Source organism: Novosphingobium sp. BL-S-33 (assembly GCF_056857025.1).
Genome location: NZ_CM166474.1, coordinates 582,618 through 609,459, shown reverse-complemented (window position 1 = coordinate 609,459; position 26,842 = coordinate 582,618). Strand labels below are relative to the sequence as shown.

The following is a 26,842-nucleotide window of genomic DNA, read 5'->3' as shown; positions in this document are numbered from 1 at the left end:
GCAGGGTCCTGCGCATGGGGATGTTGCGGTGCAACAAGTGGGCGCCTGCGCGGTTCCTTTCAAGCTGAAAATTCTTCCGCGCGTTCAGGCGACCGCTTCGGTCAGGCTCCCTTCGCTCGCCGCTTCCAGAAGGCGGCGTTCCAGCGCCTTGATGCGGGTGGCGGACGTCAGCTTCTCGCCCAGCAGGTCGGTCACGTAGAACGTGTCGGCTGCGCGCTCGCCATACGTGTCGATATGGGCGGAATGAACCATCAGCTTCGATTCGAACAGGGCGTGGGCCAGCCGATTGAGCAGCGCCGGACGGTCACGCGCATTGACTTCGACCACGGTGAGCCGGTTGGAGGCCTTGTTGTCCACCAGCACGCGCGGGCGCACTTCGAAAGCGTCGGCGCGGGGCCGGGCATCGGGCCGGGCGACGAGCTGGGGGAGGATCTTGATGCGGTTGGCCAGCGCGTTCTCGATCGAGGCACTGAGCCGGGCGAGCTGCGATTCCTCGCGGAACGGGCGGCCCAGCGGATCCTGAATCAGGAAATTGTCGACCGCGCGGCCGGTGCGGGTGGTGTGGATGCGCGCGTCGATGATGTTGCCGCCCGCAAGATGGATGCCGCCAGCGATGCGGTAAAACAGGCCCGGGTGGTCCGAGGCGATCACCGTGACCAGCGTGGCCCCGCGTGCCGGGTAATATTCGCTGAGGATCGACAGCGGCTCATCGCGCGAGGCGTGGAATTGCGCCAGATTCTTGCCGATGACGTCGTCCGGCTCGGCGATCCAGTAGGCATCGGCGAACTGGCCGCCCAGTTCCTCGACCAGCGCTTCGTTGCCGGGATCGTGCGCGATGACCGCTTTTTTCTTGGCGGCGACGCGCTTCTCGCGCCCGTATTCGACGTGGCCCAGCCGCAGGCGTTCCTCGGCGGCGCCGTAAAGCTCGCTGATGAGCTGGCGCTTCCATGAGTTCCACGTGCCCGGCCCCACCGCGCGGATATCGACGATGGTGAGGATCGTCAGCTGGCGCAGGCGATCGACCGACTGCACCACGGCGACGAAATCGGTGATCGTCTTGGCATCCGACAAGTCGCGCTTGAATGCGGTGGCCGAGAGCAGCAGGTGCTGGAGCACCAGCCAGGAGACCAGCTCGGTCTCCTCCTCGTCCAGCCCGAAGCGCGGGCAGAGCCGCAGCGCGATCTCCGCGCCCAGTTCCGAATGGTCGCCGCCGCGGCCCTTGGCGATGTCGTGCAGCAGCACCGCGGTATAGAGCGCGCGGCGCGAGCGGACCTTGTGGATGATCTCGTGGCTGAGCGGATGGTCCTGCTTCAGTTCGCCCTTCTCGATGCGCGCCAGCAGGCCGATGGCGCGGATCGTGTGCTCGTCCACCGTGTAGTGGTGGTACATGTCGAACTGCATCTGCGCGTTGACGCGGCCGAATTCGGTGACGAAACGGCCAAACACGCCGGCTTCGTTGAACGAGCGCAGCGCCGTTTCCGGGTTATTGCGGCTGGTCAGCAGTTCCATGAACAGCTCGTTGGCGCGCGGATCGCGGCGCACGTCCTCGCGGATCAGCGCCGAATCGCGGGAGACCAGGCGCATGGTTTCGGGGTGGATTTCCAGCCCCTCGCGGTCCGCCAGCACGAAGATTTCGATCAGGCGTACCGGATCGGCCTCGAACCAGTTGTCGGACGGGGCCATGATGCGGCCGCCGAACACCTTGTAACCCTTGACCATGCGCGAACGGGCGCGGAAGCCCGCCAGCAGCCCGCGCGGCTGCTTCTTGGCGATCTGGTCGTCCAGCTGGGCGAGGAACACGCCGGTCAGGGTGCCGACCATCTTCGCCTGCAGGAAGAACATCTGCATGAACCGCTCGACCGCGCTTTTGCCGGGGCGATCCGCATAGTTCATTCGCATCGCCACTTCGCGTTGCAGGTCGAAGGTCAGCCGGTCCTCGGCGCGGCGGGTGATCGTGTGGAGGTGGCAGCGCACCGCCCAGAAGAAGTTCTCCGCCCGGCGGAATGCGCGGTATTCCTTCTGGGTGAGCAGGCCCACGTCCACCAGTTCGCTGGGATCGCGCACTTTGTGGATGTACTTGCCGATCCAGTAGAGCGTGTGCAGGTCGCGCAACCCGCCCTTGCCCTCTTTTACGTTCGGCTCGACCACATAGCGGCTGTCGCCCATGCGCTTGTGGCGTTCCTCGCGCTCGGCGAGTTTTTCGACCACGAACTGCCGCTCGGTCCCGGCGACGACATCCTTCCAGAAGCGCGCGCGCACGTCCTCGTAAAGGTGCTGGTCGCCCCAGACGTAGCGGCCTTCGAGCATGGCGGTGCGGATGGTGAGGTCCGACCGGCTCATGCGCACCATGTCATCCACCGAGCGGCTGGAATGGCCGATCTTGAGGCTCAGATCCCAGAGGAAATAGAGCATCGCCTCGATCACCTGTTCGCACCAGGCGGTCTGCTTGATCGGGGTGACGAAAGCGATGTCCACGTCCGAATGCGGCGCCATTTCGCCGCGTCCGTAGCCGCCGACGGCAATGATCGTCAGTCGTTCCCCGGTGGAACGGTTCATCGCCGGATAGACATGGGTGGAAACGTGATCGTGAATCACCCGCACAAGCTGATCGACCAGATAGGCCTGCGCTTCTGCCACTTCGTGCCCGGCCGAAGGCTTGGCGACCAGTCGGCGGGCGATTTCCGCCCGGCCGTCCTCCAGCGCGGCGCGCAGCAGGTCGACGATCTGCTTGCGGCCCTTGGCGGCGCTTTCGCGGGCGACAACGGCTTCGATGGCCTCGACCAGCGCGCGGCGGTCGATCACGGAACGGGGCGAAGGGATGCGGATCACGCTCATGTCAGGCGGTATCTAATCCTTCGCAGAGGGTAGGGAAAGGCGCGCGGAGACTGTGCCTGCGTTGATTTTGCCTGCAAGTTCCTAAAACGAGCCTACCATCGCTCCCAAGGCTATGCCAGAAGGCCGCAAAACACATTTGCCGCGCCGCTCCGGCACGGATCCCATGGATACGAGGTCGAACCACTTGTCCCTCACCGCACTTGCCGCAAGCGCCGTCGTACAGGCGCATGAGCCGATCTACTGGGCCAATCTCGGGCTCAAGAACTATCTGTTCCGGATCGGCAGTTTCGAGCTGCGCTGGTACTCGCTGGCGTATCTGGCCGGCATCATGCTGGGCTACTGGCACCTCTCGCGCATGATCAAGGCACCCGGCGCGCCGCTGGCGCAGCGCCATGCCGACGATCTGTTCTTCTATTGCACGCTGGGCATCATTCTGGGCGGGCGGCTTGGTTACGCCACGTTCTACACGGGCGGCGATACCGGAATTCCCAGCCTCTGGTCCGATCCCAAGGCGCTGCTGTCGCTCTGGCACGGCGGCATGAGCTTCCACGGCGGCCTGATCGGCGTGCTGCTGGCGATGGGCTGGGTCTCGTGGCGGGGCAAGCTCGATTTCCTGCGGGTGGCGGACTATATCGCGGTCTGCGTGCCGTTCGGCATGATGTTCGGCCGCCTTGCCAACTTCGTGAACGGAGAGCTGTGGGGCCGCGTGGTGACGAACCCGAACCTGCCCTGGGCGATGGTCTTCCCCGATGCCGGCCCGCTGCCGCGCCATCCCAGCCAGCTTTACGAAGCCGGTCTTGAGGGGCTGCTGATGATCGTCATCATGCTCACCCTGTTCTGGAAGACCCGCGCGCGCTTCCGTCCGGGCATGCTGGTTGGCGTGTTCACCACCGGCATCGCCTGCGCGCGTTTCACGGTCGAGTTCTTCCGCGAGCCCGACGCGCAGCTTCAGGATTTCGCGATGCGCACCGGCCTGTCGATGGGCCAGTGGCTTACGATTCCGCTGATCGTGCTGGGCCTGATCCTGATCGCCCGCTCGCTGGCGCGTCCGGCGCTGGCCAGCGGCCGTCCCGTTCCGGCGTGATCCACCCATGACCGAAGGCCGTTCCGAGCCGCTGACCGAGATTTTCAAGCGGCTGATTCAAAGTTACGGCCCGATTTCCCTGCTGCACTACATGGGCGAGTCCAACGCGCGCTACTATGCGGGCAAGGACCCGCTCGGCAGCGCGGGGGACTTCATCACCGCGCCCGAAATCAGCCAGATGTTCGGCGAGATGATCGGCCTCTGGCTGGCCGACATGTGGAGTCGCGCGGGCAGCCCGAAAGTCCACTATGTCGAACTCGGCCCCGGGCGGGGCACTCTGGCGCGCGACGCGCTGCGGACGATGGCCCGGTTCGGTCTCTCGCCCGAAGTCCATTTCGTCGAAGGCTCCACGGCCCTGCGCGCCTTGCAGCGCGAGGCGGTGCCGCAGGTGCAGTTCCACGACGATCTCGCCACGCTGCCCGCCGACGCGCCGCTGTTGGTGGTGGGTAACGAGTTCCTCGATGCGCTGCCGGTGCGCCAACTGGTGAAGACCGAAAGCGGCTGGCGCGAACGCATGGTCGATTGGGCCGAGGATCGCTTCCGCCCGGTCGCCGGGGACAGGCCGATGGACGCCGCTGTGCCGGACGAGTGGAAGGATGCGGCCGAAAGCACGATCCTCGAAGCCTGCCCGGGAGCCGCTGCGGTCGTGCAGGAGATCGGCCACCGCCTTGCGGTGCAAGGCGGCACGGCGCTGCTGATCGATTATGGTTTCGCCCAAAAGCAGACCGGATCGACGCTTCAGGCCTTGCGTGAGCACCGCAAGGTCGATCCTTTCGCCGCGCCGGGCGAGGCCGATCTCACCTGTCTCGTCGATTTCGCCACCGCCGCCGAAGTGGCGCAGGCGAGCGGCGCCACATGGCTGGGCACGATCACCCAGGGCGCCTTTCTGCGCACGCTCGGCATCGAGATGCGGGCCGAGCGTCTTACCTCTTCCGCACCGCAGCAAGGCGATGCTATCAAGGCGGCGTTGGACCGGCTGGTCTCCGACGAACAGATGGGTAGTCTGTTCAAGGTGATGGGCCTTGCCGGCCCCGGCTGGCCTGAAGGCGCCGGGTTCTGACGAACGGCTACAGGGGGTATCGTGCACGACAAGGTTAAGAGCGTAACCGCGCAGGATCTGAAGGGGCCGGACCGGCTTGAACGGACGCTGGGCTTTCTCTCGCTGGTCATGCTGGCGGTGATCGTCACCGCCGTTTTCCGCGGCAGGGAGGAATGGGCGCGCATCCCCGCCATCGTGTGGTTCCACCTTGCCACGATGCTGACCGCGCTGGCGTTGACGCCGGTGCTGCTCTGGCGGCGGCGGGGCGACGCGCGGCACCGGGTGCTGGGCTATGTCTGGAGCGCCGCAATGATGGCGACCGCGATCGACAGCCTGTTCATTCGCGGCAACAACGGCCACTTCAGCGTGATCCACGTGCTGTCGGTCTTCGTGCTCGTCATGGTGCCGGTACTGGTGCTGGCCGCGCGCAGCCACCGCGTCGGCCGCCACCGCCGTACCGTGCGCGGGCTGATTATCGGTGCGCTGCTGGTGGCAGGGTTCTTCACGTTCCCCTTCGGGCGACTGCTCGGGCACTGGCTGTTCGGGGCCTGAGCGCCGCCCGGACCATCAGGACATCGTTTATTTCGCCTGCGGCGTCCGGTCCTCGGCGGGGACCCGACGCACCGGCACGGCCGAGATCCAATCCTCGAACGCTTCGATATCGATCGGGCCGTTAACGCGGTCGGTGCCGTCCTTGAAGCCGGCAAAGCCGTCGCCGCCCTCGGCGAGGAAGTTCACCACCGAAACGCGGTAGCGCGTCGCCGGATCGAGCGGCTTGCCGTCGAGCGTGATTGCGGTGACGCGCGCGCCGGAGGGGCGGCGCATGTCGAACATGATCCGCATGCCCTGGCTGGGCGAGAGGATCTGCTTGTCGCCGGTATCGTCCAGCCCCTGTTCGAGAGTGGCGCGGATCTGCGCGCCGGTCAGCGTCATCGTCACCACCTGGTTGTTGAACGGCGTGACGGCGTAAAGCTGGCCGAAGGTCACCGTGCCGTCGGCGGCCGGAATCAGCGAGGTGCGGATGCCGAACGGATTGACGAAAGCGATCTGCGCGTCCGATCTGCGCGTGGCGGCAAGCTGGGAATCGGCGATCATTGCGCCCAGCGCACCGCCGATGCCGACACCGCCTTCGCTCTCCTTCTCCATCGGGCCGGAGACATGGCCGACCGGCCGCTCGACCAGTTGCAGGGAGGCGTCCTTGTAGCGCTTCACATAGGCGGAGATGTCCGCGCGCGGCTGGAACTGGGGGAATGCCACGGTGGTCGGCACGGGTCCCTTGCCCGAGGTATAGGCTTCGGACTGGACGATCACGTTGTGGGCCTGCCGGTTCATCAGCTTATGCGTGGCGGGATCGAAATCGAGCGTGATGTCGGTAACGAGCTTGCCGTAGACGCCCGCGCTGGTCAGCAGGATCGAGCCGGCGGCCGCGTTGGCGGTGTAGTTGCAGATATAGGCCCAGTGGGTGTGGCCCGAGACCACCACGTCCACACCGGGCTTCAGCCGGTCGAGGATCGGCTGGATATCGCCCGCGGCCTCGTTGCAGCCGTTGGGATCGGGCGTGCCCGTGGTGCGCAGGCCCTGATGGATCAGCACGACCACGGCATCGGCGCCGGCCGCCTTCAGCGCGGGCACGGCGCGGTTGATGGTATCGGCCTCGTCCTCGAACCTGAGGCCGGCCACCCGGTCCGGCGCGACGAGCGTGGGAATCGAATGCAGCGACAGGCCGATGAAGCCGATGGTGATCTTGCGGTCGCCGCTGCCGACGGTCTTGAGCCCGGTGCCGGGGAACAGCGTCGTACCGTCCGGCATTACCGTGCTGGCGGCGAGGTACTTGTAATGCGCGCCCTCGAACTGTTCGAGCTGGCAGGGTTGGAGGCGGGTGTTCTTCGCGCAGCCGCCGTTTTGCAGGCGGAGTAGTTCCTGCCACCCCCGGTCGAACTCGTGGTTGCCCACTGCGTTGAATTCCAGCCCGATGCGGTTCATCACGCCGACCGAAGGCTCGTCCAGATAGAGCGAGGACGCAAGCTGAGAGGCGCTGGTAAGGTCACCAGCCGCGACCACCACGTTCTCCGGATGCTCGGCCTTGAGCGCGTCCACTGCCGAGGCGAGCCATGCCGCGCCGCCTGCGGGAACCGAAACCTGATTGCCCTTGGCATCGGGCGCCTCGACCGTCTGCTTCGGCGGTTCGAGCGCGCCGTGGAAGTCGTTGATGGCGATCACGCCGATCTCGATCGGGCCCTTGGGCGTGGGCGCGACAGCCTGATGGTGGGCCTGAGGCGTGGCGCAGGCGGAAACGAGAAGGGAGGCGACAAGCGGCGTGACGCGCGGGATGCGGGGCATGGTCATGGCTCGGCTCTATCGGATCGCCAGATGACGCGCCAAGGACGTTTTTGCATTTGCGAAGAAGATTGGCGAAGCGTCATGCCCGCTTCGGGCTGGAGCGCCTGTGCCGCCTTTCTGGGAGGCGACACAGGCGCGGTTGCCGCTGCCGGGCTCGTGAGGGCAAGCACCGTGGCGGCAATTGGAAAACGGGCGCATCAATAGGGCTTGTCGCCTGCAACGGTGACGCGGAAGCCGGATCGCACTTCGGGGAAGTAGTCCCACACCGCGAAGTGCTGGGTGCAGCGATTGTCCCAGAACGCCACCGAGTGCTTTTCCCAGCGGAAGCGGACATGGAAGTTCGCATCCTTCACATGGTCGAACAGGAAATCGAGCACGGCCTTGCTTTCGGGTCCCGACAGCCCGTTGATTTTGGTGGTGTAGGACGAGTTCACGAACAGCAGCTTGCGCCCGGTCACCGGATGGGTGCGGATCACCGGGTGCGAATTGCAGGGATAGGTCTTGGTCGAATCCGGGAAGATCGCCTTGTAGACGGGATTGGCGTCGTGAACCGCGGTCAGCGGATCGAGGAAGGCCTTCATCGCCGGTGAAAGCGCGTCGTAAGCCGCGTACATGCTGGCGAACAGCGTATCACCGCCGTCTTCGGGCAGGGTGTGCAGCGTCAGGATCGATCCCATCGGCGGCTCGGCATCGGCGGAAAGGTCCGAATGCCAGTTCTCGCCCGCGACGAACTTCGAATTCTCGTCGGCATGGATGGCCACGATTTCGGGATGATCGGGCAGGCCTGCGACGCCTGAATGGATGGCCAGTTGGCCGAAGGCGCGGCCCAGCGCCTTGTGCGCGTCATGGTCCATGGGCTGGTCGCGGAAGAACACCACCTGATGCTTCATCAGCGCGTCGTGGATCTCGGCAAAGGCCTGATTGCCCAGCGGCTTGGTCAGGTCCACCCCGAAGATTTCCGCGCCGATGCGCTTGGTCATCGGGCGCACGTCGATCAGTTCATAGCCCATTTCCGGCGGCTCCAGTGTAACGCTTCCTATGGTTCGTGCCGGACGGATCCGCCCGGCACGAACATCCTGTTCAGTCTTTCGCGACCGGATCGGCCACGCTGCCCTTGTGCGGGAAGATGCGGCGTTCGATGCGGCAGTGGATGCCCTGCGTGCCGTCCACCACTTGCGTCACGCCGAAGTCGGCGGCGACGCTCATCAGCGAATAGCCGTCGTTGCGCGACAGGCCCTGATGCTCGGTCAGGAGGTGCAGCATGTCCATCGATGCCGACTTCATGGCCTTGTCCAGATTCTCGCCGAAACCGTGGACGATCCAGCAATCGGGCGTTTCCAGCAGCGGCGAGGGGAAGGAGAAATCCTTGCGCAGCACGATCTGGAACAGCACGTCCAGCGATGCTTCGATCGCGGTGCCGCTGATCTCGCCGTCGCCCTGGCTGACGTGGGGATCGCCGATCGAGAACAGGCCGCCCTTGACCTGCACCGGGTAGTACATCGTCGCGCCGGCACCGATGCGCCAGTTGTCGATATTGCCCCCATGAAGGCCGGGGGGGATCGTGCTCACCGGATCGTTGACGGCGGGCGCCACGCCGGCGGTGCCGAGGTGCGGGCGCGCGGGGATGGTGATTCCGGGCAGTGCGGTGGAACGATCACATTCCGGGCAGTGCGTGATGCGGCCGGGAACGACGTACTTTTCCTCCACATCATAGGCATAGAGCGCGGCGGCGGTGTTGGCGGTGGGATCCAGCTTGTAGATTGTCACCCGCTCGGTCTGGCCGAATTCCTCGTAGAGATGGCCCCAGTTGGCCGCGAGGTTGGAGCCGTAGTTGAAGCGCGGCTTCATCTGGAAATAGCGCACTTCCAGCATGTCGCCCGGCTCCGCGCCCTCGACGTAGATCGGGCCGGTCATGATATGGCAGCCCGGCGCGCGGGTGGCCGGATCGATCTCCGTAAAGATGCGGCGGATCTCGTCGTCGAACATCAGGTCCGGATCGTCGCCCGCGTGGTGGGTGACCGCCTGCGCCATGATCAGGTCGCCGCTCTTCACGGTGAGCGCCGGCTTGATCTCGGGCGAGAAATAGCCCCAGTGCACCGTCTCGGGCGTGGCCCTCAAGTGGTGCAGCGCGCCGGGTTGGACGGTGTCCTTTTCAAGCGCGGGCTTAAGGCTGATCAGTGCCATCGAAACTCCTGTTACGCAGGGAAATCGGGGAAAAGGCGCGCTTATTCGGCGCCGATGAGCACGCTCGTCATGCTGAGCGACTTGTGCTGGATGAAGTGGGGCGCGAACTCGGCCGGCTCACCTTCATGGCGCGCGCCCAGCACGTAGAGCAGCGGCAGGAAATGGTCCTCGCTGGGAACCGAAAGCCGCGCGGCATCGCCCAGCGCCTCGTAATCGATCACCACTTTGGGATCGTCCTCGGCGATGGCCTTGCACATGGTGGAATTGAAGTGCTCGGCCCAGGGATAGGGCGTGGCGAGCGGGTTGGCCCAATCCATCGCCGGCAGGTTGTGGACGATGTTGCCGGTGCCCATGATCAGCACGCCCTCATCGCGCAGCGGGCGCAGCATGCGGCCGACCAGCCAGTGTTCGGCGGGGCTCTTGCCCAGATCCATGCCAAGCTGGATCACCGGCACGTCGGCCTCGGGCCAGGCGTGGACCAGCACCGACCACGTGCCGTGGTCCAGCCCCCAGTTGGCGTCCAGCTTCACCGGCATCGGTTCCAGCAATTCGCGCACGCGCTCGGCGAGGTCGGGGTCCCCGGGGGCGGGGTACTGCACGTCGAACAGAGCTTGCGGGAAGGCGCCGAAGTCATGGATCGTGCGCGGCTGGGCCATGGCGGTGACGGCGGTGCCGCGCGTCTGCCAATGGGCGGAGATGCACAGGATCGCGCGCGGCTTGCCGATGCGGCCGGCGATCGCGTTCCAGCTTTTGGTCACGTCGCTCTTTTCCAGCGCCACCATCGGGCTGCCGTGACCGTAGAAGACGATCGGAAGACGGCTCATTCGCGTATTGCTCCGTTGCTCTGAGGCCCAAGGCTAGGGAGAGCGGGGGCGGATGGTCTTGCGGGAAAGCGCACAAGAACTTGTTGGTGGGGGAGGGTGAGGTGAGTGGAGTTCCCCTCCAACAAAACTCCGTCGCCCCCGCGAAGGCGGGGGCCCCGCTGCCTTTGGCTACGTATCAAGAAAAGCGGGGTCCCCGCCTTCGCGGGGACGACGGGATTCGGTGGTGATACGTCTGCGGTTTCCGGGGTGCTGCGGGTTCGGAGCTCCCCGGAATTCGGCTTATTCCTTGGTGTAGCTCGCCGGAATCTCGGGATTCTCACCGGCCTTGCCCCACAGGAGGATCTCATTGCCCCAGGGATCGGCGAAGGCGTGGTTGTAGCCGTTGAACTCCTTCCAGTAGTGGTCGCGCCAGAGCACCTTGCCGCCCAGCTTTTCGGCGGTGGAGAGGATGCGTTCGTGGCTGTCGTCGTCCGACACGAGCACCCAGATGCGGGCCTTGCGGCCTTCGGTCGCCAGCGTGCGCGGTTCGACGCCTTCGGGGTTCGGATGAGGACGCGCATTGTTCGCGTCGAACACGCCGAAGTGGAGGTTGCCGATCTGGCTGTCGGTGCCGTCCTTGTTCTGGAAGAAGCCGCCGGGAACCATGCGGTGGTAGATCCCGTGCGGGCGCGCATCGTTCTCCCAGCCGAAGACTTCGGCGTAGAATTCGCCGGCTCTGGCAGGATCGTCGGTCGCGAAATCGACGAAGATGAGCGTGTTGGTCATTGCGAAAGGCTCCCTTGGTGGTTGACCAAGGCGTAGCTGGCGGGAGTTTGCATGCGCGGCACGAGGCGCACAAATCCTTGATTTCCAGCGTCCCTCCACAAGTGCACCTAAACGCACCCGAACGGCACCTAACCGCACACACATAAAAAAGGCGGCGCCCGACTTGGGTCGGACGCCGCAGCCGTCGGGAATGAGTGACGGAACTTGCGAAATCAGGCGCGTATCCGCGTGACCGGAGCAGAAGGACCGCGACGGCGATCCCACTCGGCGCGGTAGCGGTCCACCAGCCAGACGTTGAGCAGCCGCTGGGCGCCCTCTTGCCAGGAATAACGACCACGCGGCGCGAACTTGGAGCGCAGGCCCTGCTGTACCAGTTCGTCGACGTGGAAATCCTGACCCACGATCTCCTCGACCGCGGTGTCGTTCATCTTCATCTTCAGCTCATAGAGCGGATCGTCCATCGCCTCGGGCACCATCAGCGTACCGATGGTCAACGCGTGGCACTCCGGCCCGCGCGGGTCCATGATGAGGTAGAGCACGGTGTCGTTCAGCACCACCAGCGAGAGGCTGGGCGGCAGGTTCACGAAGAGCAGGCGGTTCTGCTCTTCCTCGGTCAGCTTGGGGAACACCGGGAAGACCGCCTTCTGCGTCGCGTTGAAGGCCGCGTTCTTGTGGAGCGTGCCGTTCAGCCGGTAATAGCCGGCGGATTCGGCGGGCACTTCGGGGAAGCTGGCAAGGCCGCTGGGAATGAAGTCGTGCAGCGGCCCGGCGTGGAGGCGGCTGGCGTGATAGCCGTCGTTGTTATTCTCCAGCATGACCTTCCAGTTCCAAGGGAACACGGTCGGTTCCTCGGGACGGGGGCCGCGCAGGTTGGCGAAATCGTAGTTGGCGACGACCTCTTCCAGCCCGGCAAGGCGCGGGGTCAGCGGGGCGGCATCGGCATCGAAGTTGACGAAGATGAAGCCGTGCCAGATCTCATGCCGGATGACGGGCAGGCTGGCGGCCTTCCTGTCGAAATTGCAGGTGCGGTTCATCGCCGGCGCGCCGACCAGCGTGCCGTCGAGGTCGTAAGTCCAGTGGTGATAGGGGCACACGAAGGCGCGGGCATTGCCGTGGCCTTCGGCGACCAGCATCGCGCGGTGCTGGCAGACCGAGGACAGCGCCTTGATCGAACCGTCGCGCGTCTTGCAGATCACCATCGGCTCGTCGGCGCGGGTGACGGTGAAGAAGTCGCCCGGGTTCTCCAGCCATTCGGCACGGCCGACGCAGAGCCATTCATGCTCGAACAGCGCGGCCTTCTCGAAGCGGTAGAATTCCTCGTCGACATAGCATTCCGCCGGCAGCGTCTCGGCTTCCAGCGTGCCCAGCGTGGAGCTTTCCAGGCTGTCGATGAACTTGTCGGTGAGAATGGTCATTGCTGGCATTTCCGTATGTTGGCCCCTTGCGCCTGAAGGACGCTAGCGGACCTTGGCCGGAGGTTCTTGGCGGTGGGCGCAGGGACTTTTGGCGAGTCCCTATTCGGCCGGGACCAGTTCGGTCGCTTCCGCCAGTTCCGGTTCCCCGGCGCGGCGCGGCCCCGAAGCGGGGGCCCGCAGGAACAGCATCGACATGGCCGTCGCGCCTGCCAGCATCAGCGCGAGGACCAGCAGCGCCGGGCCGTAGCCGCCGGTCACGTCGGCAATGCGGCCGGCGCCGATCGGGCCGAACACGGCAAGCGTGGTGACGGTGGTGGCCATCGCGGTCATGTCTCCGGCGATGCCCGCGCCGAAGTAGCGCAGCAGCAGGATATGCGCGGAAAGCCAGGCCATGCCCCAGCCCATGCCGAACAGCGCGGCGGCGACCGTTGCCACCAGCACGTGGCTGGCCGTCCACAGCAGCGCCATGGCCAGTGCCTGCACGGCCAGCCCGGCGATGAAGATGCGGCGCGGATCGACGCGCTCGCACAAGGTGCCGGTCACGCCTTTGGCGCCGGTGCCGGCGAAAGCCAGCAGGCTCATCGCGATGGCGCCCGGCGCCGCGCCCTGGCCGAGATTGGCGATATGCGCGACAAGGATCGAGTGGGTGGTGGTGACCACGGTCTGCACCACGGTCATGGCAAGGGCGAGGATAATGAAGCTGGGCGTCATCAGTGCCTGCTTCACCGTCCACGGGCTGGCGGCGGGACCGTCGCTTTCGTGGCCCGCGCCCTTGACCTGATCGACGCTCTCCACTTTCACCGCGTCGCGGATGCAGACGAGCGAGATCACGCCCAGCACCAGCGCGCTGGCGGCCATGACCATCCAGTGCAGGCGCCAGTTGCCGGTAAGGCCGACGATGGTGCCGACGATCAGCGGCCCGGCAATGCCGCCCGCCGCGCCGGTCATGAAGTAGAAGCCGATCATCCGCGAAGAGGTACGCGGGAACCACGTCGCCAGCAGATAGACGGCGGGCGAGGGCGCCACGAGCGAGAAGCCCACGCCCATCAGCGTCGTCGCCACGAAGAACAGTTCGAGGTGATGGATCTGCGAGGCGATCAGGAAGCCGATGGCCAGCACCAGACAGCCCGCGAAGACCGTCAGCCGCGTGCCGATCGCCTTCATCAGCATCGGCGGCAGCGGGCTGGCCATGCCGCAGGCCATGCCGAGCAGCGAGAAGCTGAGTCCGGCAGCGGCCTTCGACCAGCCGAGTTCGGCCACCATCGTATAGAGCACGTAGCCAAGCGAGGTGAAGGTGGTGGCGGTCACGAAGAAGAAGCCGAGCGAGGCGGCGAACATGACCAAGGCGCTGCGCGATATGCTTTTGGGCGCGGACAGTCCGGGCGACATGACAACTCCTGCGGGCTCACGGTCCGCGGAATCGCCGGACCATCATGCCCTGCAGGCTTACATGCTGCACCTGCACACTCTTGATGGTGTGCGACTCAATAGTTGATTGGGGGATGGGGATGTTGGTTGCGCGCCGAAAGCCGCCTTTCCGTTCTCTTCGACATTGCGGAAGCCGAAATGACGATGGAGAAACGGTAGTTATCCGCAAATCGTCGTCCTGAAACAAGTTCAGGATGACGTGGAGGAGGGGGAGGAGGAAGTTTCCCATCTTCCTGAATCCGGCCATTCAAGTCCGCTCAGGCTGAGCCTGTCGAAGCCCCTTGCGGCGTAGCGCTGATCCAACATCCTTCGACAAGCTCAGGATGAGCGGTGTGAAGGGGATGAGTGGTGTGAGCGGGGGGAGGCTCAAAATGAGCGGGATGGGGAAGTAATTCAGCCGCTTTCTCTTCGTCATCCCCGCGAAGGCGGGGATCCCGCTTCTTCCATTGTGCAGGGCGAGAGGTTGCCACGACGAGGTTTTTTGTTGAGACGCCACACTCTCCCCCTCATGTGTCGAGCGTGTCGCCGCCCCGTTTCCGCACTTACGAGACGGACGTGTTTGTTTCCGCAGCACTTTCGTTCAGAACGATCTCGTAAACGCGCCGTTTGAAGCGCCACTCGCCCGCCTGCTTTTCAAGCGTGTCGTCGTATCTGCCGATCAGCTTCCACACGCGGCCATCTTTCAGCACCACGATTTCACGGCAATAGACCTGCGCGGAGGCTGTGGTCCCTTCAACGGTGATCGAGGCGATTTCGGTAAAGAACCCCATCTGGCCGACAATCGACCAGATGCCGTCCCATTGCTCCGCGATCGCCGCCTTTCCGCAGGCTTCTGCATCACGGGACACACGCACACCATCTTCGGCCCAAAAGGAAAGATAGAGATCGCGGTCCTCGCTCATCGCCGCGGCACTATAAGCGCCGTACAATTCCCGGATCGCCAAGCGGTCCTCAAGCATTCCCGCAAATGCCATCGCTTCCTCCGATCATCCTCGTCGGCTTGCCCAGTCTAGGCGATCGTTTGAGGCATGTCACTTGCCGGAGCTTTCGCGCCGTCATTCCGACAAGCCCGCTCAGGCTGAGCTTGTCGAAGCCCCAGAGGCGTAGCGCTGATCCAACATCCTTCGACAAGCTCAGGATGAGCGGGGTGGGAGGCTCAGGATGAGAGGGATGGGGAAGTAATTCAGCCGCTTTCTCTTCGTCATCCCCGCGAAGGCGGGGATCCCGCTTCTTCTTTTGTGCTGGGCGGGAGGTTGCCAAGAAAAGCGGGGCCCCCGCCTTCGTGGGGGCGACGGGAGTTTTGGACGGACTCGCTGCCTTCGCCATCGCAAACAGAAGAACGCGCCGGCCTTGCAACCGACGCGTTCCCCCCAAAAACCAATGGTGCGACCCGATTGGCTCCCTCTTAGAATTTGTACCCCACCGAGAGGATAAGCTGGCGCGGCGGGATGTAGGTGTCCATCACCTGCGCCGAACCGTAAGGGTCCGAGAAGCGCGAGTTGATGCCGTTCTTGTCGAACAGGTTGATCACGCGCAGGGTGATATCCGCATTGGTGCCTTCGGGCTCGTACTTCAGCATCGTGTTGACCTGCGTGTACGAGGGCGTGAGATCCACCGCGCCTTCGTTGAACAGGCGGTACTGGTACTTGCCGCGATAGATCAACTGGGCACGGGCGGTCAGCTTGCCCGGGCCGACTTCGCCGTTCCAGGTGGCCGCGATATTGCCCTGCCAGCGCGGCAGCTTGGGAATGCGGTTGCCCTTGATATCCTCGCGCGCGGCATCGCGGGCGAGGGAGGCGGCGTAGAAGTTGGTCCAGAACAGATAGTCCGGGAAACCGGCGGCGTTCTGGGCACTGGCGGCATTGTTCGGGTCCAACGCGTAGTAGTGCGAGGTGAACTCACCCTCCAGCCACGACATCGATGCGTCGAAGCGCAGATGGTCGGTCGGCGCGTACGTGCTTTCCAGTTCCAGGCCGTAGACCCGCGCCTTGGGCGCGTTGCTGATGCCCTCGCCATAGAGAACGGGGTCTTCCTCAAGGAACTGCATGTTCTTGTAATTGTACAGGAAGGCCGAGGCATTCACTTGCAGCGTGTCGTCGAGGAAGCGGTTCTTGCTGCCGATCTCGAAGGAATCGACGGTTTCCTTCTTGTAGGTGGGCTTGATCGAATCTTCCCAGCCGAAGATGCAGTAGGCGCCGCCGCAAGCGGAAGAGGCGCTGTTGATGCCGCCCGGCTTGAAGCCGCGCGTGTAGCTTACGTAGACCATGTTGCTGGGCGTGATCTGGTAATCGAGCGCCACTTTGCCGGTCCAGGCGTGGTCGCTGCGCGATCCGGTGGAGGCGGGCTGGAGGTAGGCGCCCGAGGTCTGGTCGGATACGCCGCCCGACATCGAATCGTACATGCCCGATGACTTGTCGTGGTTATAGCGCGCGCCCGCGGTCAGCTTCAGCTGGTCGGTCAGCGCATAAGTGCCCTGCGCGAAAACGGCGTAAAGCTCACGCTTGATCGAGGACAGTTCGGCATAGGTCAGGTTGCCGACCAGCGGATCGTTCCATGCCGTGTCTTCCGGCAGGGCCTGCTGCAGGAAGTTGTCGTCGTCGCTGCGGTATTCGTTGACGTACTGGCTGTTCTCCGAATGCAGGTAGACGCCGCCGAGCACCCACTGGAACGGGCCGTTGCCGTTGGAGGTGAGGTTCAGCTCCTGGCTCCAGCTCTTGGTGTCCGATGCCCAGAGCGGCACGTGGTCGTAGCTGACGCCGGTGTAGCTGACCGGGTTGTAGGTGTTCTGGTAGAACAGCGTGGTGTCGAGGCCGTCGGCATCCCAGGCCTGCTCGGAATGGAGCTTCTGGTAGCCGGTGATCGACTTGATCGTGGCGAACGAGGTATCCCACTTCACCACGCCGGTATAGAGCTGGGTCTTCACCACCGAGCGGCCGGGGAAGTCCTGCGTCAGGATGCGCGGATCGGGCTCGGGGTCGAGGATGTTCTTCTGGGCCGGGCCATTGGTGTTCGAACTGAACTGGATCGTGTTCACCGTGATCGACAGGTTTGACAGCGGCTGCCACTTGGCGCCGAGGCGCCAGCCGATCTCGTCCTGATCGTCGAGATCGTACTTCTTGAAGCCGGGTACTTCGGTGGCGTGGGCATAGCCGTCATGCTTGGTGAACTGGAAGGCGCCGCGAATGGCGAGCGTGTCGGTTACCGGCACGTTCAGCGCGGCGGAGCCTTCCATGTAGTTGTAGTTGCCGAAGCCGGCGTTGACGTTGCCCTTCAGCGCATCGGTGCTGGGCTCGATCGAGACGACGTTGATGGTGCCGCCGGTCGATCCCTGACCGAACAGCGTGCCTTGCGGGCCGCGCAGCACTTCGACTTGCGCCACGTCGATGAAGGCCGCGCTCGCGGCGATCGAGTTGAAGATGTAGACGCCGTCGATGTGGTAGGACACGCCCGGCTGGGTGTTGGTGTTTTCCGGCGTTTCCGAACCGATGCCGCGGATCGAGATGACCCGCTCGCCGCCGCCGCTCTTGGCGATGACGAGGCCGGGGACAGTGCCGTTGAGCCCGGTGATGTCGGTCACATTGCCCGCGCGGAGCGTGTCGGACGTGATCGCGCTCACCGAAAGCGGAGCCTGCTGGAGGCTCACGTTGCGGCGCTCTGCAGTGACGACGATATCCGTCAGGCCGGACTGGCCGTCACCGGCAGGATCGGGTGCGGGCTCGGCAGCAGCGGCGGCCGGAGCGGTTTCGGCGGCTTGCGCGGCCGAGGTAAATGCAAGCAAAGAGATGCCCGATGCCAGGGCGTAGGCGAAAGTGGACTTGGTTCTCATGTCAGCTCCCCGAACAGGTCGTCATTCGATTCCCGGGCTGCGGCTCATGCTTGCTGCTGGGTTGGCCGCTTGAGGGGGAACTTGGCGGTTCGATGACAGTGCGGTCTTGTGCAGTTGCGAATAAGTAGTTGACCGCTGCAACCCGGACCCTTCCGGCGAGAGGAACGGGATGCGCGCAAATGCGCCGTTTTGGGGTGGGTTCGGGTAATCGGGAACTGGCTTGCGTTTTTTGCGTTGCAGCGCTCGCCGCCGTTCATCACTGGTCCATGGCGTCTCGCGTCAAGCCGATGGCGGTCTCAGCGACAAGACCGTGCCGCCCGCGCCTGCCATGGGGCAGGGGAGGGGCAACCGGCCCCGAAAAGGATGCCCTGTCATGACTGCCACCGTCCTGAACGTACCGCCTGCAACCCGCCCGCTGGGCCAGACCGGCATGGCGATCAGCCGCGTCGGCTTCGGTGCCTGGGCCATCGGCGGGCCGGACTGGGCCGTCGGCTGGGGCGCGCAGGACGATGCCGATTCGATCCGGGCGATCCACCATGCGGTCGAACGCGGGGTGAACTGGATCGACACCGCCGCGATCTACGGCCTCGGCCATTCCGAGGAAGTCGTGGCAAAAGCGCTCGCCGAAATGCCGGAGGCCGGGCGGCCCTACGTCTTCACCAAGTGCGGGCAGGTCTGGGACCCGAACGATCGCCAGTCGAAGCTGCGCGTCGGGCGGCGGGAATCGATCGTGGCCGAGTGCGAGGATTCGCTGCGCCGCCTGCGGGTCGAGCGGATCGACCTCTTGCAGATGCATTGGCCCGCCGAGGACGGCACCGCGCTCGACGAATATTGGGGCGCGCTGCTCGATCTGAAAGCGGCGGGCAAAGTGCGCGCGGTGGGGCTGTCCAACCACAATGCCGATCAACTTTCGGCGGCCGAGGCCTTGGGGCATGTCGATACGCTGCAACCGCCGCTTTCGGCGCTGAAGCGGGATGCCATCGCGCGCGAGCTGCCATGGTGTCTGGCGCATGATACCGGCGTGATCGTCTACAGCCCGATGCAGTCGGGCCTGCTCTCCGGCGCGTTCTCGGCCGAGCGGGCGGCGGGGCTTGCCGCCGACGACTGGCGCTCGCGCCATGCCGATTTCACCGGCGAGAACCTGACGCGCAATCTGGCCGTGGCGGCGGCGATGAAGCCGGTGGCCGAGAGCCACGGCGTTTCGCAGGCGGCGGTCGCGGTGGCCTGGGTGCTGGCGGTGCCGGGCGTGACCGGGGCCATTGTCGGCGCGCGCAGCCCGGCGCAAGTCGACGGCTGGGTGGCAGGGGCGAACCTTGTGCTCACCGACGACGACCGCGCCGGGATCGCTGCCGCCATTCGCGATTCCGGTGCAGGGTCCGGCCCCGTTCCCGACTGATTTTACCTTCGTTTCCCCATTCGATCAGGACTGCCCATGCTTCGCCTTCTCGCCCGTCTGAACATCGATCCTTATTTACTGCTGTTGATCTCGACCGTGGGTCTTGCCTCGGTGCTTCCGGCGCGCGGCATGTGGGCGGGGATCGCGGGCGGCGCGGCGGATGCAGGCATCGCGCTGCTGTTCTTCCTTCACGGCGCCAAGCTCTCGCGCCAGGCGATCCTCGACGGGGCGCGGGCGTGGAAGCTGCACCTGACCGTGGCGAGCCTGACCTTCGGGATCTTCCCGCTGATCGGGCTGGGCGTCAGCGCGATTCCGGGGCTGGAGCCGTCGCTGGCGATGGGCGTGCTCTACCTGACGCTGCTGCCCTCGACGGTGCAGTCATCGATCGCCTTTACCGCGATTGCCGGGGGCAATGTGGCGGCGGCAGTGTGCAGTGCCTCGTTCTCCAACCTTGCGGGGATTTTCGTGACCCCGGTGCTGACGGCAGTGTTCATCACCGGCAAGACGCAGGGCTTCTCGACCGATCCGATCATTGCCATCGCCGTCCAGTTGCTGCTGCCGTTCGTGGCCGGGCATCTGCTGCGGCCGTGGATCGGCGGCTTCGTGCAGAAGCACAAGAAGCTGGTGGGCTATACCGATCGCGGTTCGATCCTGCTGGTGGTCTACACGGCGTTCGGGGCCGCCGTGCTCGAAGGGCTGTGGCAGAAGGTGACTTTGGCCGAACTCGGGCTGATCGCGGCGCTGTCGCTGGGGATTCTGGCAGTTGTGATGGTGGTGGGCAATGTGCTCGGGCGGGTGCTGGGCTTCAACCACGCGGACCGGATCGTGATCCTGTTCTGCGGTTCGAAGAAGAGTCTGGCGACCGGCGTGCCGCTGGCAGGGGTACTGTTTCCGCCTGCTCAGGTGGGGGCGATCATCCTGCCGCTGATGTTCTTCCATCAGATCCAGTTGATGGTCTGTGCGGTGCTGGCGCGGCGGATGGCAGCGCAGGCTGAGGCTGAAGGGGAGCCGGTGGCGGCTGAGTAGGTTATCCTCCTCCACTCCCGCCCATTCCACCCCGCTCATCCTGAGCCTGTCGAAGGATGGAGGCCTTGCGCCACGCTCGCGGGGGCTTCGACAAGCTCAGCCTGAGCGGGATGGGAGGTCGGACCGGAGGGGGGAGGTGAAGTGAAGTGAACACCTCGCGCTCCCAATCCCGTCATCCCCGCGAAGGCGGGGATCCCGCTTCTCTTGCCCAACACGAGAGGTGGCAGAAGAAAGCGGGGCCCCCGCCTGCGCGGGGGCGACGAAGAGTATCGCGTGAGGGCGGCGTGAGGTAGGGGCTAAGGTGTGTCCACCTGAAAGGACCTCCCGCCTTAGATCTCCAACTGGCTGCCCAGTTCGATCACGCGGTTGGTGGGGAGCTTGAAGAACTCCATCGCGCTCTGGGCGTTGCGGACCATGATCGCGAAGAGCTTTTCGCGCCAGATCGCCATGCCCGGACGGCTCGACGGGATCAGCGTCTGGCGGGAGAGGAAGTAGCTGGTCTCCACCGGCTTGAATGGGCCGCCGGCGCGGTCTTCGCCGGCAAGCGCGGCCGGGATGTCGATATCGTCCATGAAGCCGTAGCGCAGCACCACGCGGTAGAAGCCCTGGCCCAGCGCTTCCACTTCGGCGCGGTTTTCGGGGGCGACGTGCGGTACGCCCTGTCCGGCCACGGTCAGGATCACCACGCGTTCGTGGAGGATGTGGTTGTGCTTGAGGTTGTGCAGCAGCCCCGGCGGCACACCGTCGTTCGAGGAGGCGAGGAAGATTGAGGTGCCCTGAACGCGGCGCACGCGCTCACCGACCGAGCGGATGAAGGTGGCGAAGGGGATCGAATCCTCGCGCAGGCGCTCGCGCATCAGGCGGCGTCCGTTCGCCCAGGTGGTCAGTAGGGTGAACACCACCGCCGCCACCAGCAGCGGGAACCAGCCGCCGTCAGGTATCTTGGTGACGTTCGACGCGAAGTAGAGCCCGTCGATGAACAGGAAGCCCGCCGTGACGCCGATCGAGACCACCGGGTGCCATTTCCACACGGCATAGGTCAGCACGCCCAGCAGGCAGGCGGTGATCAGCATCGTGCCGGTCACGGCGATACCGTAAGCCGCGGCCAGATTGCCCGAGGTGCGGAAGCCGAACACCAGCAGCACGACCATGACCAGCAGGCCCCAGTTGACCAGCGGGACATAGATCTGGCCCGCCGCCGTCGCGCTGGTGTGCATGATCTTGAGGCGCGGCAGGAAGCCGAGCTGCACGGCCTGCTGCGATACCGAGAAGGCGCCGGAGATCACCGCCTGGCTGGCGATGATCGTTGCCAGCGTCGCCAGCAGGACCAGCGGCAGGCGGGCCCAGTCGGGCGCCATGAAGAAGAACGGGTTCTGGATCGCGTCGGGATTGCGCAGCACCAGCGAAGCCTGGCCCAGATAGTTGAGCAGCAGGCAGGGGAAGGCGATGTAGAGCCACGAGATCGTGATCGCCTTGCGGCCGAAGTGGCCCATGTCGGCATAGAGCGCTTCCGCGCCGGTCACCGCCAGCACCACCGAGCCCAGCGCCAGAAACGCGAGCTTGGGATTGATGACGAAGAATTCGATCGCATGGTACGGGCTGAGCGCCCAGACCACTTCGGGCGCCTTGACGATCGAGGACAGCCCGAGCCCGGCCAAGACCAGGAAATAGACGATCATCACCGGCCCGAACAGCTTGCCCATGGTCGCGGTGCCGTGGGACTGGATCGAGAACAGCCCGATCAGGATCACCACCGCAATCGGCAGCACGAATTCGGCAAAGCCCTCGTTCACCACGGTCAGCCCCTCGACCGCCGAGAGCACCGAGACGGCCGGGGTGATGATGGCATCGCCATAGAACAGTGCAGTGGCGATGACGCCCAGCATGGCGATCAGCCCGGTCCAGCGCGACTTGCCCAGCTTGCGCCCGATCAGCGCCAGCAGCGCCAGGCTGCCGCCTTCGCCGTTATTGTCTGCCCGCAGGATGATGAAGACGTACTTGACGGTGACGATCAGCATCATCGTCCAGAACATCAGCGAGATCACCCCGAAGATGTGCATGCGGTCCACCACCAGCGGGTGATGGCCGATGAAGCTTTCCTTGAGCGCATAGAGCGGCGATGTGCCGATATCGCCGAAAACGACCCCGATTGCGCCGACTGCCAGCGCCGTAAGGCTTTCATTGGGGGCGTGGTGCCCGGAAGACTCGCTCATAATTTCGGCGCCTAGTCTCGCGCGCGCGAAAGCGCCACGGGCTTTATGCGATCTTTATGCGTAACGGGCAATTCCCCGTGGAACCTTAACGGCTCCCGGGGCCATCTCGCATTCCGTCACCCATTGACGGGAGCCCTCGTGCCATGTCCCGATTTCCTTCACCCGCCCGATACGTTTCGGCCGAAAGGCTGGCCGCGCTGCATGCCGGCGTGCGCTGGTGGCCTGCCGAAATCGCGATGCGCGCCGCCGGGCTGCTGAGCCTGTTTGTGGCCGAGCGCGTGATCCTGGCCGAGCGCCGGATGGCGATCACCCCGGTCCTCCACGCGCCGACCGTGACCGACCTTGCGCTCTGCGCCGTCTTCATCGTGCTGCTCAGCCTTGGCCTGACGCTGAGCCTGTGGGGGCCGCGGCTGTTTCGCACGATCGAGCTGCCCGGCCACTTCTGACGCGATTTCACGCAATTTCTGACTCTGGCAACGGACCCAAGAAAATGACCGACTTTGCCTGGCTCGCGGTACTCGCCGGCCTCTTCCTCCTGACGCTCGCCTTCGCGCGGCTTTGCGAAAAGGCCTGAGGGGGGCACTGCCATGACCGACACGCACACTCTTCCGCTGGTACTCGCCGGGCTCACCGCGCTTGGCCTGCTGATCTATCTCGTTGCCGCGCTGCTGCGGCCCGAACGTTTCTGACGAAGGGCATGCCATGACCACGGGAATGACCTTCCAGGGCTGGACCCTGATCCTCTTTTTCACCGCGCTTGTCGCGGCCTTGGCCAAGCCCGTAGGGCTGTGGCTTTTCGCACTGTACGAAGCGCGGCGCACGCCGCTCCACCGCGTGCTCGGCCCCGTCGAGAACGGTTTCTACCGCCTTTCCGGGATCGATCCCGAGGCGGAGCAGGGTTGGCGCCGCTACGCGCTGCACATGCTGGTGTTCAATCTTGTCCTGCTGCTGTTCACTTACGCGGTGCTGCGGCTTCAGGACGTGCTGCCGCTGAACCCGCGCGGGCTTGCCGCGATGGGCGCGGACGGGGCGATGAACACGGCGGTGAGCTTCACCACCAACACCAACTGGCAGTGGTATGCGGGCGAGGCCGCGGTTTCGAACCTCAGTCAGATGCTGGGGCTCACCATCCATAACTTCCTCTCCGCCGCCACCGGCATTGCCGTGGCTTTCGCGCTGTTTCGCGGTTTCGCGCGGCGCGAGGCGAAGACGGTGGGCAATTTCTGGGCGGACTGCACGCGCGTCACGCTCTACCTGCTGCTGCCGATCTGCGTGGTCTACGCGCTGTTCCTCATCGCCAGCGGCGTGCCGCAGACGCTGTCGAGCCTGGTCGACACCACCTCTCTGGAAGGGCTGCGCCAGTCCATCGCGCTCGGCCCCGTCGCCTCGCAGGAGGCGATCAAGATGCTCGGCACCAATGGCGGCGGCTTCTTCAACGCCAACTCCGCCCATCCGTTCGAGAACCCGACGGCGCTGACCAACCTTGCGCAAATGCTTTCGATCTTCGCCATCGGCGCGGGGCTGACGTGGTGCTTCGGCAAGGCCGTGGGCAATACCCGGCAGGGCTGGGCGATCCTGACCGCGATGCTGACGCTGTTCCTGATCGGCGCGGGCGTGACCTATTGGCAGGAAGCGGCGGGCAATCCGGTGCTCCACCACCTCGGCGCCATCGGCGGCAACATGGAGGGCAAGGAAGTCCGCTTCGGCATTGCCGCCAGCGCCCTGTTCTCGGTGGTGACGACGGCGGCTTCGTGCGGTGCGGTCAATGCCATGCATGACAGCTTCACCGCGCTGGGCGGCATGGTGCCGCTGATCAACATGCAGCTTGGCGAAGTGGTCGTCGGCGGTGTCGGCGCGGGGATCTACGGCTTCCTGCTGTTCGCGCTGCTCGCGGTCTTCGTAGCGGGCCTGATGGTCGGCCGCACGCCTGAGTACCTCGGCAAGAAGATCGAGGCGCGCGAGGTCAAGCTGGCGGTTCTGGCCATTGCCGTGCTGCCGCTCTCCATCCTTGGCCTCACCGCGCTTTCGGCGGTCCTGCCAGACGGCCTTGCCGGGCCGCTCAACAAGGGCCCGCACGGCTTTACCGAGATCCTCTATGCCTTCGCCTCGGGCACCGGCAACAACGGCTCCGCCTTCGCGGGCCTGAGCGCCGGGACGCCGTTCTACAACGGGCTGCTCTCGGTCGCGATGTGGGTCGGCCGCTTCTTCATCATCGTGCCGGTTCTGGCCGTGGCCGGTAACCTTGCCGCCAAGAAGCACACGCCGGAGACCGCAGGCTCGTTCCCCACCACCGGACCGCTGTGGATCGGCTTGCTGATCGCCGTGATCCTGATCGTCGGCGGTCTCACGTTCCTGCCGAGCCTCGCCCTCGGGCCCATCGCCGATCATCTCGCGATGATCTCGGGCCAGCTGTTTTGAAAGCGCCAGTCATGACGTCACACACTTCCATGACGACTCCCACCTCGATGTTCTCGGCCAGACTGGTCGTTCCCGCGATCGGCGATGCCTTCCGCAAGCTGAACCCGCGCGAACTGGTGAAGAACCCCGTGCTCTTCACGACCGCCGTGGTCGCGCTCCTGCTCACCGTGTTGCTGGCTGTCGGCGGTGAGCCGATGCCGGTGGGCTTCCAGATCCAGCTGATCGGTTGGCTCTGGCTGACCGTGCTGTTCGGCACCTTTGCAGAGGCGCTGGCCGAAGGGCGCGGCCGGGCGCAGGCCGCCTCGCTGCGCGCCGCCAAGTCCGACCTGACCGCGCGCCTGCCCGACGGGCGCGTGATCCCCGCCTCGCAGCTCAAGAAGGGCAGCGTGGTGGTGGTCATGACCGGAGACCTCATCCCGGCCGACGGCGAAGTGATCGAAGGCGTCGCCTCGGTCAACGAAGCCGCCATCACCGGCGAGAGCGCGCCGGTGATCCGCGAGGCGGGCGGCGACCGTTCGGCGGTGACCGCCGGCACCCGCGTCATCTCCGACCAGATCCGCGTTCGCGTCACGCAGGAGCCCGGGCAGGGCTTCCTTGACCGCATGATCGCCCTTGTCGAAGGCGCCGAACGGCAGAAGACACCCAACGAGATCGCCCTGACCATCCTGCTGGTGGGCCTGACGATCATCTTCCTGATCGCCGTTTCCACCATTCCCGCCTTTGCCCACTATGCGGGCGGCGCGATCCCGGTGGCCGTGCTGGCGGCGCTGCTCATCACCCTGATCCCGACGACCATCGCCGCGCTACTTTCGGCTATCGGTATCGCCGGGATGGACCGCCTCGTGCGCTTCAACGTGCTCGCCAAGTCGGGCCGCGCGGTCGAGGCGGCGGGCGATATCGACGTGCTGCTGCTCGACAAGACCGGCACGATCACCGTGGGCGACCGTCAGGCCGCCGAATTCCGCCCGGTCTCCGGCACGGACGCGCGCCTGCTTGCCGAAGCCGCGCTGCTGGCCAGCCTTGCGGACGAAACGCCCGAAGGTCGCTCGATCGTGGTCCTGGCGCGCGAGCATCACGGCTTGGCCCTTGGCGCCTTGCCGGTGGGTGCCGAAGTGATCCCGTTCACGGCCCAGACTCGTATTTCCGGCCTGAAAAGCGAGACCGGGCTGGTCCAGAAGGGCGCCGTCGATGCGATCCTGCGCGCCAATCCGGAGGCGGTGAACAGCCCGCAGGCCGCCGAACTGCGCCGCATTTCGGAAGAGATCGCCCGCTCCGGCCAGACCCCGCTGGCAGTGGCGCGCGACGGCCGCCTGCTCGGCGTGATCGCGCTCAAGGACGTGATCAAGGCCGGAGTGCGCGAACGCTTCGCCGAACTGCGCCGCATGGGCATCCGCACGGTGATGATTACCGGCGACAACCCGCTCACTGCCGCCGCCATCGCCGCCGAGGCGGGCGTGGACGACTTCCTTGCCGAAGCCACGCCCGAGGACAAGCTGGCGCTGATCCGCAAGGAGCAGCAGGGCGGCAAGCTCGTCGCCATGTGCGGAGATGGCACCAACGATGCCCCGGCACTGGCGCAGGCAGACGTGGGCGTGGCCATGAACACCGGCACGCAGGCCGCGCGCGAGGCGGGCAACATGGTCGACCTCGACAGCGACCCCACCAAGCTCATCGAGATCGTCGGCCTCGGCAAGCAATTGCTGATGACGCGCGGCGCGCTGACCACGTTCTCGGTCGCCAACGATGTCGCCAAGTACTTCGCGATCATCCCGGCCATGTTCGTGGTGCTCTATCCCGGCCTTGGCGTGCTCAACGTGATGCGGCTGGCCTCGCCGCAGAGCGCGATCCTTTCGGCCATCGTGTTCAACGCGCTGATCATTCCCGCGCTCGTGCCGCTCGCGCTCAAGGGTGTGACCTACCGGCCGATGGCGGCAGGCCCGCTGCTGGCCCGCAACCTTGCGGTCTACGGCCTTGGCGGCCTGATCGCGCCTTTCGCCGGCATCAAGCTCATCGACCTTGCGGTCGCCGGGCTCCACCTCGTCTGAGGAC

20 protein-coding genes are annotated in these 26,842 nt (G+C 65.3%); 9 read left to right on the top strand and 11 right to left on the bottom strand.

Features of this window, described 5'->3' with window-relative positions:
- Positions 1–84 precede the first annotated feature (84 nt).
- The gene (locus AC1VVM_RS02725; RefSeq protein WP_132389918.1) at positions 85–2,835 is read right to left on the bottom strand and encodes a [protein-PII] uridylyltransferase; all 2,751 of its coding nucleotides are present in this window, start codon (positions 2,833–2,835) and stop codon (positions 85–87) included.
- Positions 2,836–2,998: 163 nt separating this feature from the next.
- Here AC1VVM_RS02725 and lgt point away from each other — a divergent pair, with 163 nt between their 5' ends.
- The 3 genes from lgt to AC1VVM_RS02710 are packed head-to-tail and all read left to right on the top strand — an operon-like array spanning position 2,999 to position 5,510.
- A complete protein-coding gene (lgt, locus tag AC1VVM_RS02720; protein WP_482902686.1) occupies positions 2,999–3,919 on the top strand; it encodes a prolipoprotein diacylglyceryl transferase in 921 nt (306 codons plus the stop codon).
- 7 nt (positions 3,920–3,926) lie between these two features.
- Entirely contained in the window at positions 3,927–4,979 is a 1,053-nt protein-coding gene (locus tag AC1VVM_RS02715; protein WP_482955804.1) for a class I SAM-dependent methyltransferase, read from the top strand.
- A 21-nt stretch (positions 4,980–5,000) separates the two neighbouring features.
- A complete protein-coding gene (locus AC1VVM_RS02710) occupies positions 5,001–5,510 on the top strand; it encodes a DUF2306 domain-containing protein (RefSeq protein WP_482955803.1) in 510 nt (169 codons plus the stop codon).
- Between the two features lie 27 nt (positions 5,511–5,537).
- Here the strand turns inward: AC1VVM_RS02710 and AC1VVM_RS02705 are convergent, their stop codons facing one another.
- From AC1VVM_RS02705 to AC1VVM_RS02665, 9 genes are all read right to left on the bottom strand, one after another.
- Positions 5,538–7,298, bottom strand: a complete 1,761-nt coding sequence (locus AC1VVM_RS02705; RefSeq protein ID WP_482956325.1) for a bifunctional metallophosphatase/5'-nucleotidase — start codon at positions 7,296–7,298, stop codon at positions 5,538–5,540.
- Positions 7,299–7,495: 197 nt separating this feature from the next.
- Entirely contained in the window at positions 7,496–8,308 is an 813-nt protein-coding gene (locus AC1VVM_RS02700; RefSeq protein WP_482955802.1) for a TauD/TfdA dioxygenase family protein, read from the bottom strand.
- Between the two features lie 70 nt (positions 8,309–8,378).
- The gene (locus tag AC1VVM_RS02695) at positions 8,379–9,482 is read right to left on the bottom strand and encodes an acetamidase/formamidase family protein (protein ID WP_132389926.1); all 1,104 of its coding nucleotides are present in this window, start codon (positions 9,480–9,482) and stop codon (positions 8,379–8,381) included.
- A 41-nt stretch (positions 9,483–9,523) separates the two neighbouring features.
- Positions 9,524–10,306 carry a 4,5-DOPA-extradiol-dioxygenase gene (gene ygiD, locus AC1VVM_RS02690; RefSeq protein WP_482955801.1) on the bottom strand — a complete coding sequence of 261 codons (783 nt, stop codon included), beginning with the start codon at positions 10,304–10,306 and terminating at the stop codon, positions 9,524–9,526.
- Between the two features lie 279 nt (positions 10,307–10,585).
- Positions 10,586–11,071: a VOC family protein gene (locus AC1VVM_RS02685; protein ID WP_482955800.1), complete on the bottom strand. Its 486-nt coding sequence runs from the start codon at positions 11,069–11,071 to the stop codon at positions 10,586–10,588.
- Positions 11,072–11,283: 212 nt separating this feature from the next.
- The gene (locus tag AC1VVM_RS02680; protein WP_482955799.1) at positions 11,284–12,486 is read right to left on the bottom strand and encodes an aromatic ring-hydroxylating oxygenase subunit alpha; all 1,203 of its coding nucleotides are present in this window, start codon (positions 12,484–12,486) and stop codon (positions 11,284–11,286) included.
- A gap of 99 nt (positions 12,487–12,585) precedes the next feature.
- Positions 12,586–13,875, bottom strand: coding sequence for an MFS transporter (locus AC1VVM_RS02675; RefSeq protein ID WP_482902678.1), 1,290 nt, complete (start codon positions 13,873–13,875; stop codon positions 12,586–12,588).
- A gap of 581 nt (positions 13,876–14,456) precedes the next feature.
- The gene (locus AC1VVM_RS02670) at positions 14,457–14,888 is read right to left on the bottom strand and encodes a YybH family protein (protein WP_482955798.1); all 432 of its coding nucleotides are present in this window, start codon (positions 14,886–14,888) and stop codon (positions 14,457–14,459) included.
- A gap of 431 nt (positions 14,889–15,319) precedes the next feature.
- Positions 15,320–17,740, bottom strand: coding sequence for a TonB-dependent receptor (locus tag AC1VVM_RS02665; protein WP_482955797.1), 2,421 nt, complete (start codon positions 17,738–17,740; stop codon positions 15,320–15,322).
- A 373-nt stretch (positions 17,741–18,113) separates the two neighbouring features.
- Here AC1VVM_RS02665 and AC1VVM_RS02660 point away from each other — a divergent pair, with 373 nt between their 5' ends.
- Positions 18,114–19,136, top strand: coding sequence for an aldo/keto reductase (locus AC1VVM_RS02660; protein WP_482902676.1), 1,023 nt, complete (start codon positions 18,114–18,116; stop codon positions 19,134–19,136).
- Positions 19,137–19,172: 36 nt separating this feature from the next.
- Positions 19,173–20,162, top strand: a complete 990-nt coding sequence (locus AC1VVM_RS02655; protein WP_482955796.1) for a bile acid:sodium symporter family protein — start codon at positions 19,173–19,175, stop codon at positions 20,160–20,162.
- A gap of 329 nt (positions 20,163–20,491) precedes the next feature.
- Here AC1VVM_RS02655 and AC1VVM_RS02650 read toward each other — a convergent pair whose 3' ends face one another.
- Positions 20,492–22,375 (bottom strand): potassium transporter Kup, encoded by a 1,884-nt coding sequence (locus AC1VVM_RS02650; RefSeq protein ID WP_482955795.1) that lies wholly within the window; start codon positions 22,373–22,375, stop codon positions 20,492–20,494.
- Between the two features lie 143 nt (positions 22,376–22,518).
- On the opposite strand from AC1VVM_RS02650, the gene AC1VVM_RS02645 reads away from it, so the two are divergent.
- The 4 genes from AC1VVM_RS02645 (at position 22,519) to kdpB (ending at position 26,838) form a co-directional block, all read left to right on the top strand.
- The gene (locus AC1VVM_RS02645) at positions 22,519–22,821 is read left to right on the top strand and encodes a hypothetical protein (RefSeq protein WP_482902674.1); all 303 of its coding nucleotides are present in this window, start codon (positions 22,519–22,521) and stop codon (positions 22,819–22,821) included.
- Between the two features lie 141 nt (positions 22,822–22,962).
- The gene (kdpF, locus tag AC1VVM_RS02640) at positions 22,963–23,064 is read left to right on the top strand and encodes a K(+)-transporting ATPase subunit F (protein WP_132389944.1); all 102 of its coding nucleotides are present in this window, start codon (positions 22,963–22,965) and stop codon (positions 23,062–23,064) included.
- Positions 23,065–23,089: 25 nt separating this feature from the next.
- On the top strand, positions 23,090–24,793 hold the full coding sequence (kdpA, locus tag AC1VVM_RS02635) for a potassium-transporting ATPase subunit KdpA (RefSeq protein WP_482956324.1): 1,704 nt from the start codon (positions 23,090–23,092) through the stop codon (positions 24,791–24,793).
- A 29-nt stretch (positions 24,794–24,822) separates the two neighbouring features.
- Positions 24,823–26,838, top strand: coding sequence for a potassium-transporting ATPase subunit KdpB (kdpB, locus tag AC1VVM_RS02630; RefSeq protein WP_207904734.1), 2,016 nt, complete (start codon positions 24,823–24,825; stop codon positions 26,836–26,838).
- The last annotated feature ends 4 nt before the right edge of the window (positions 26,839–26,842 follow it).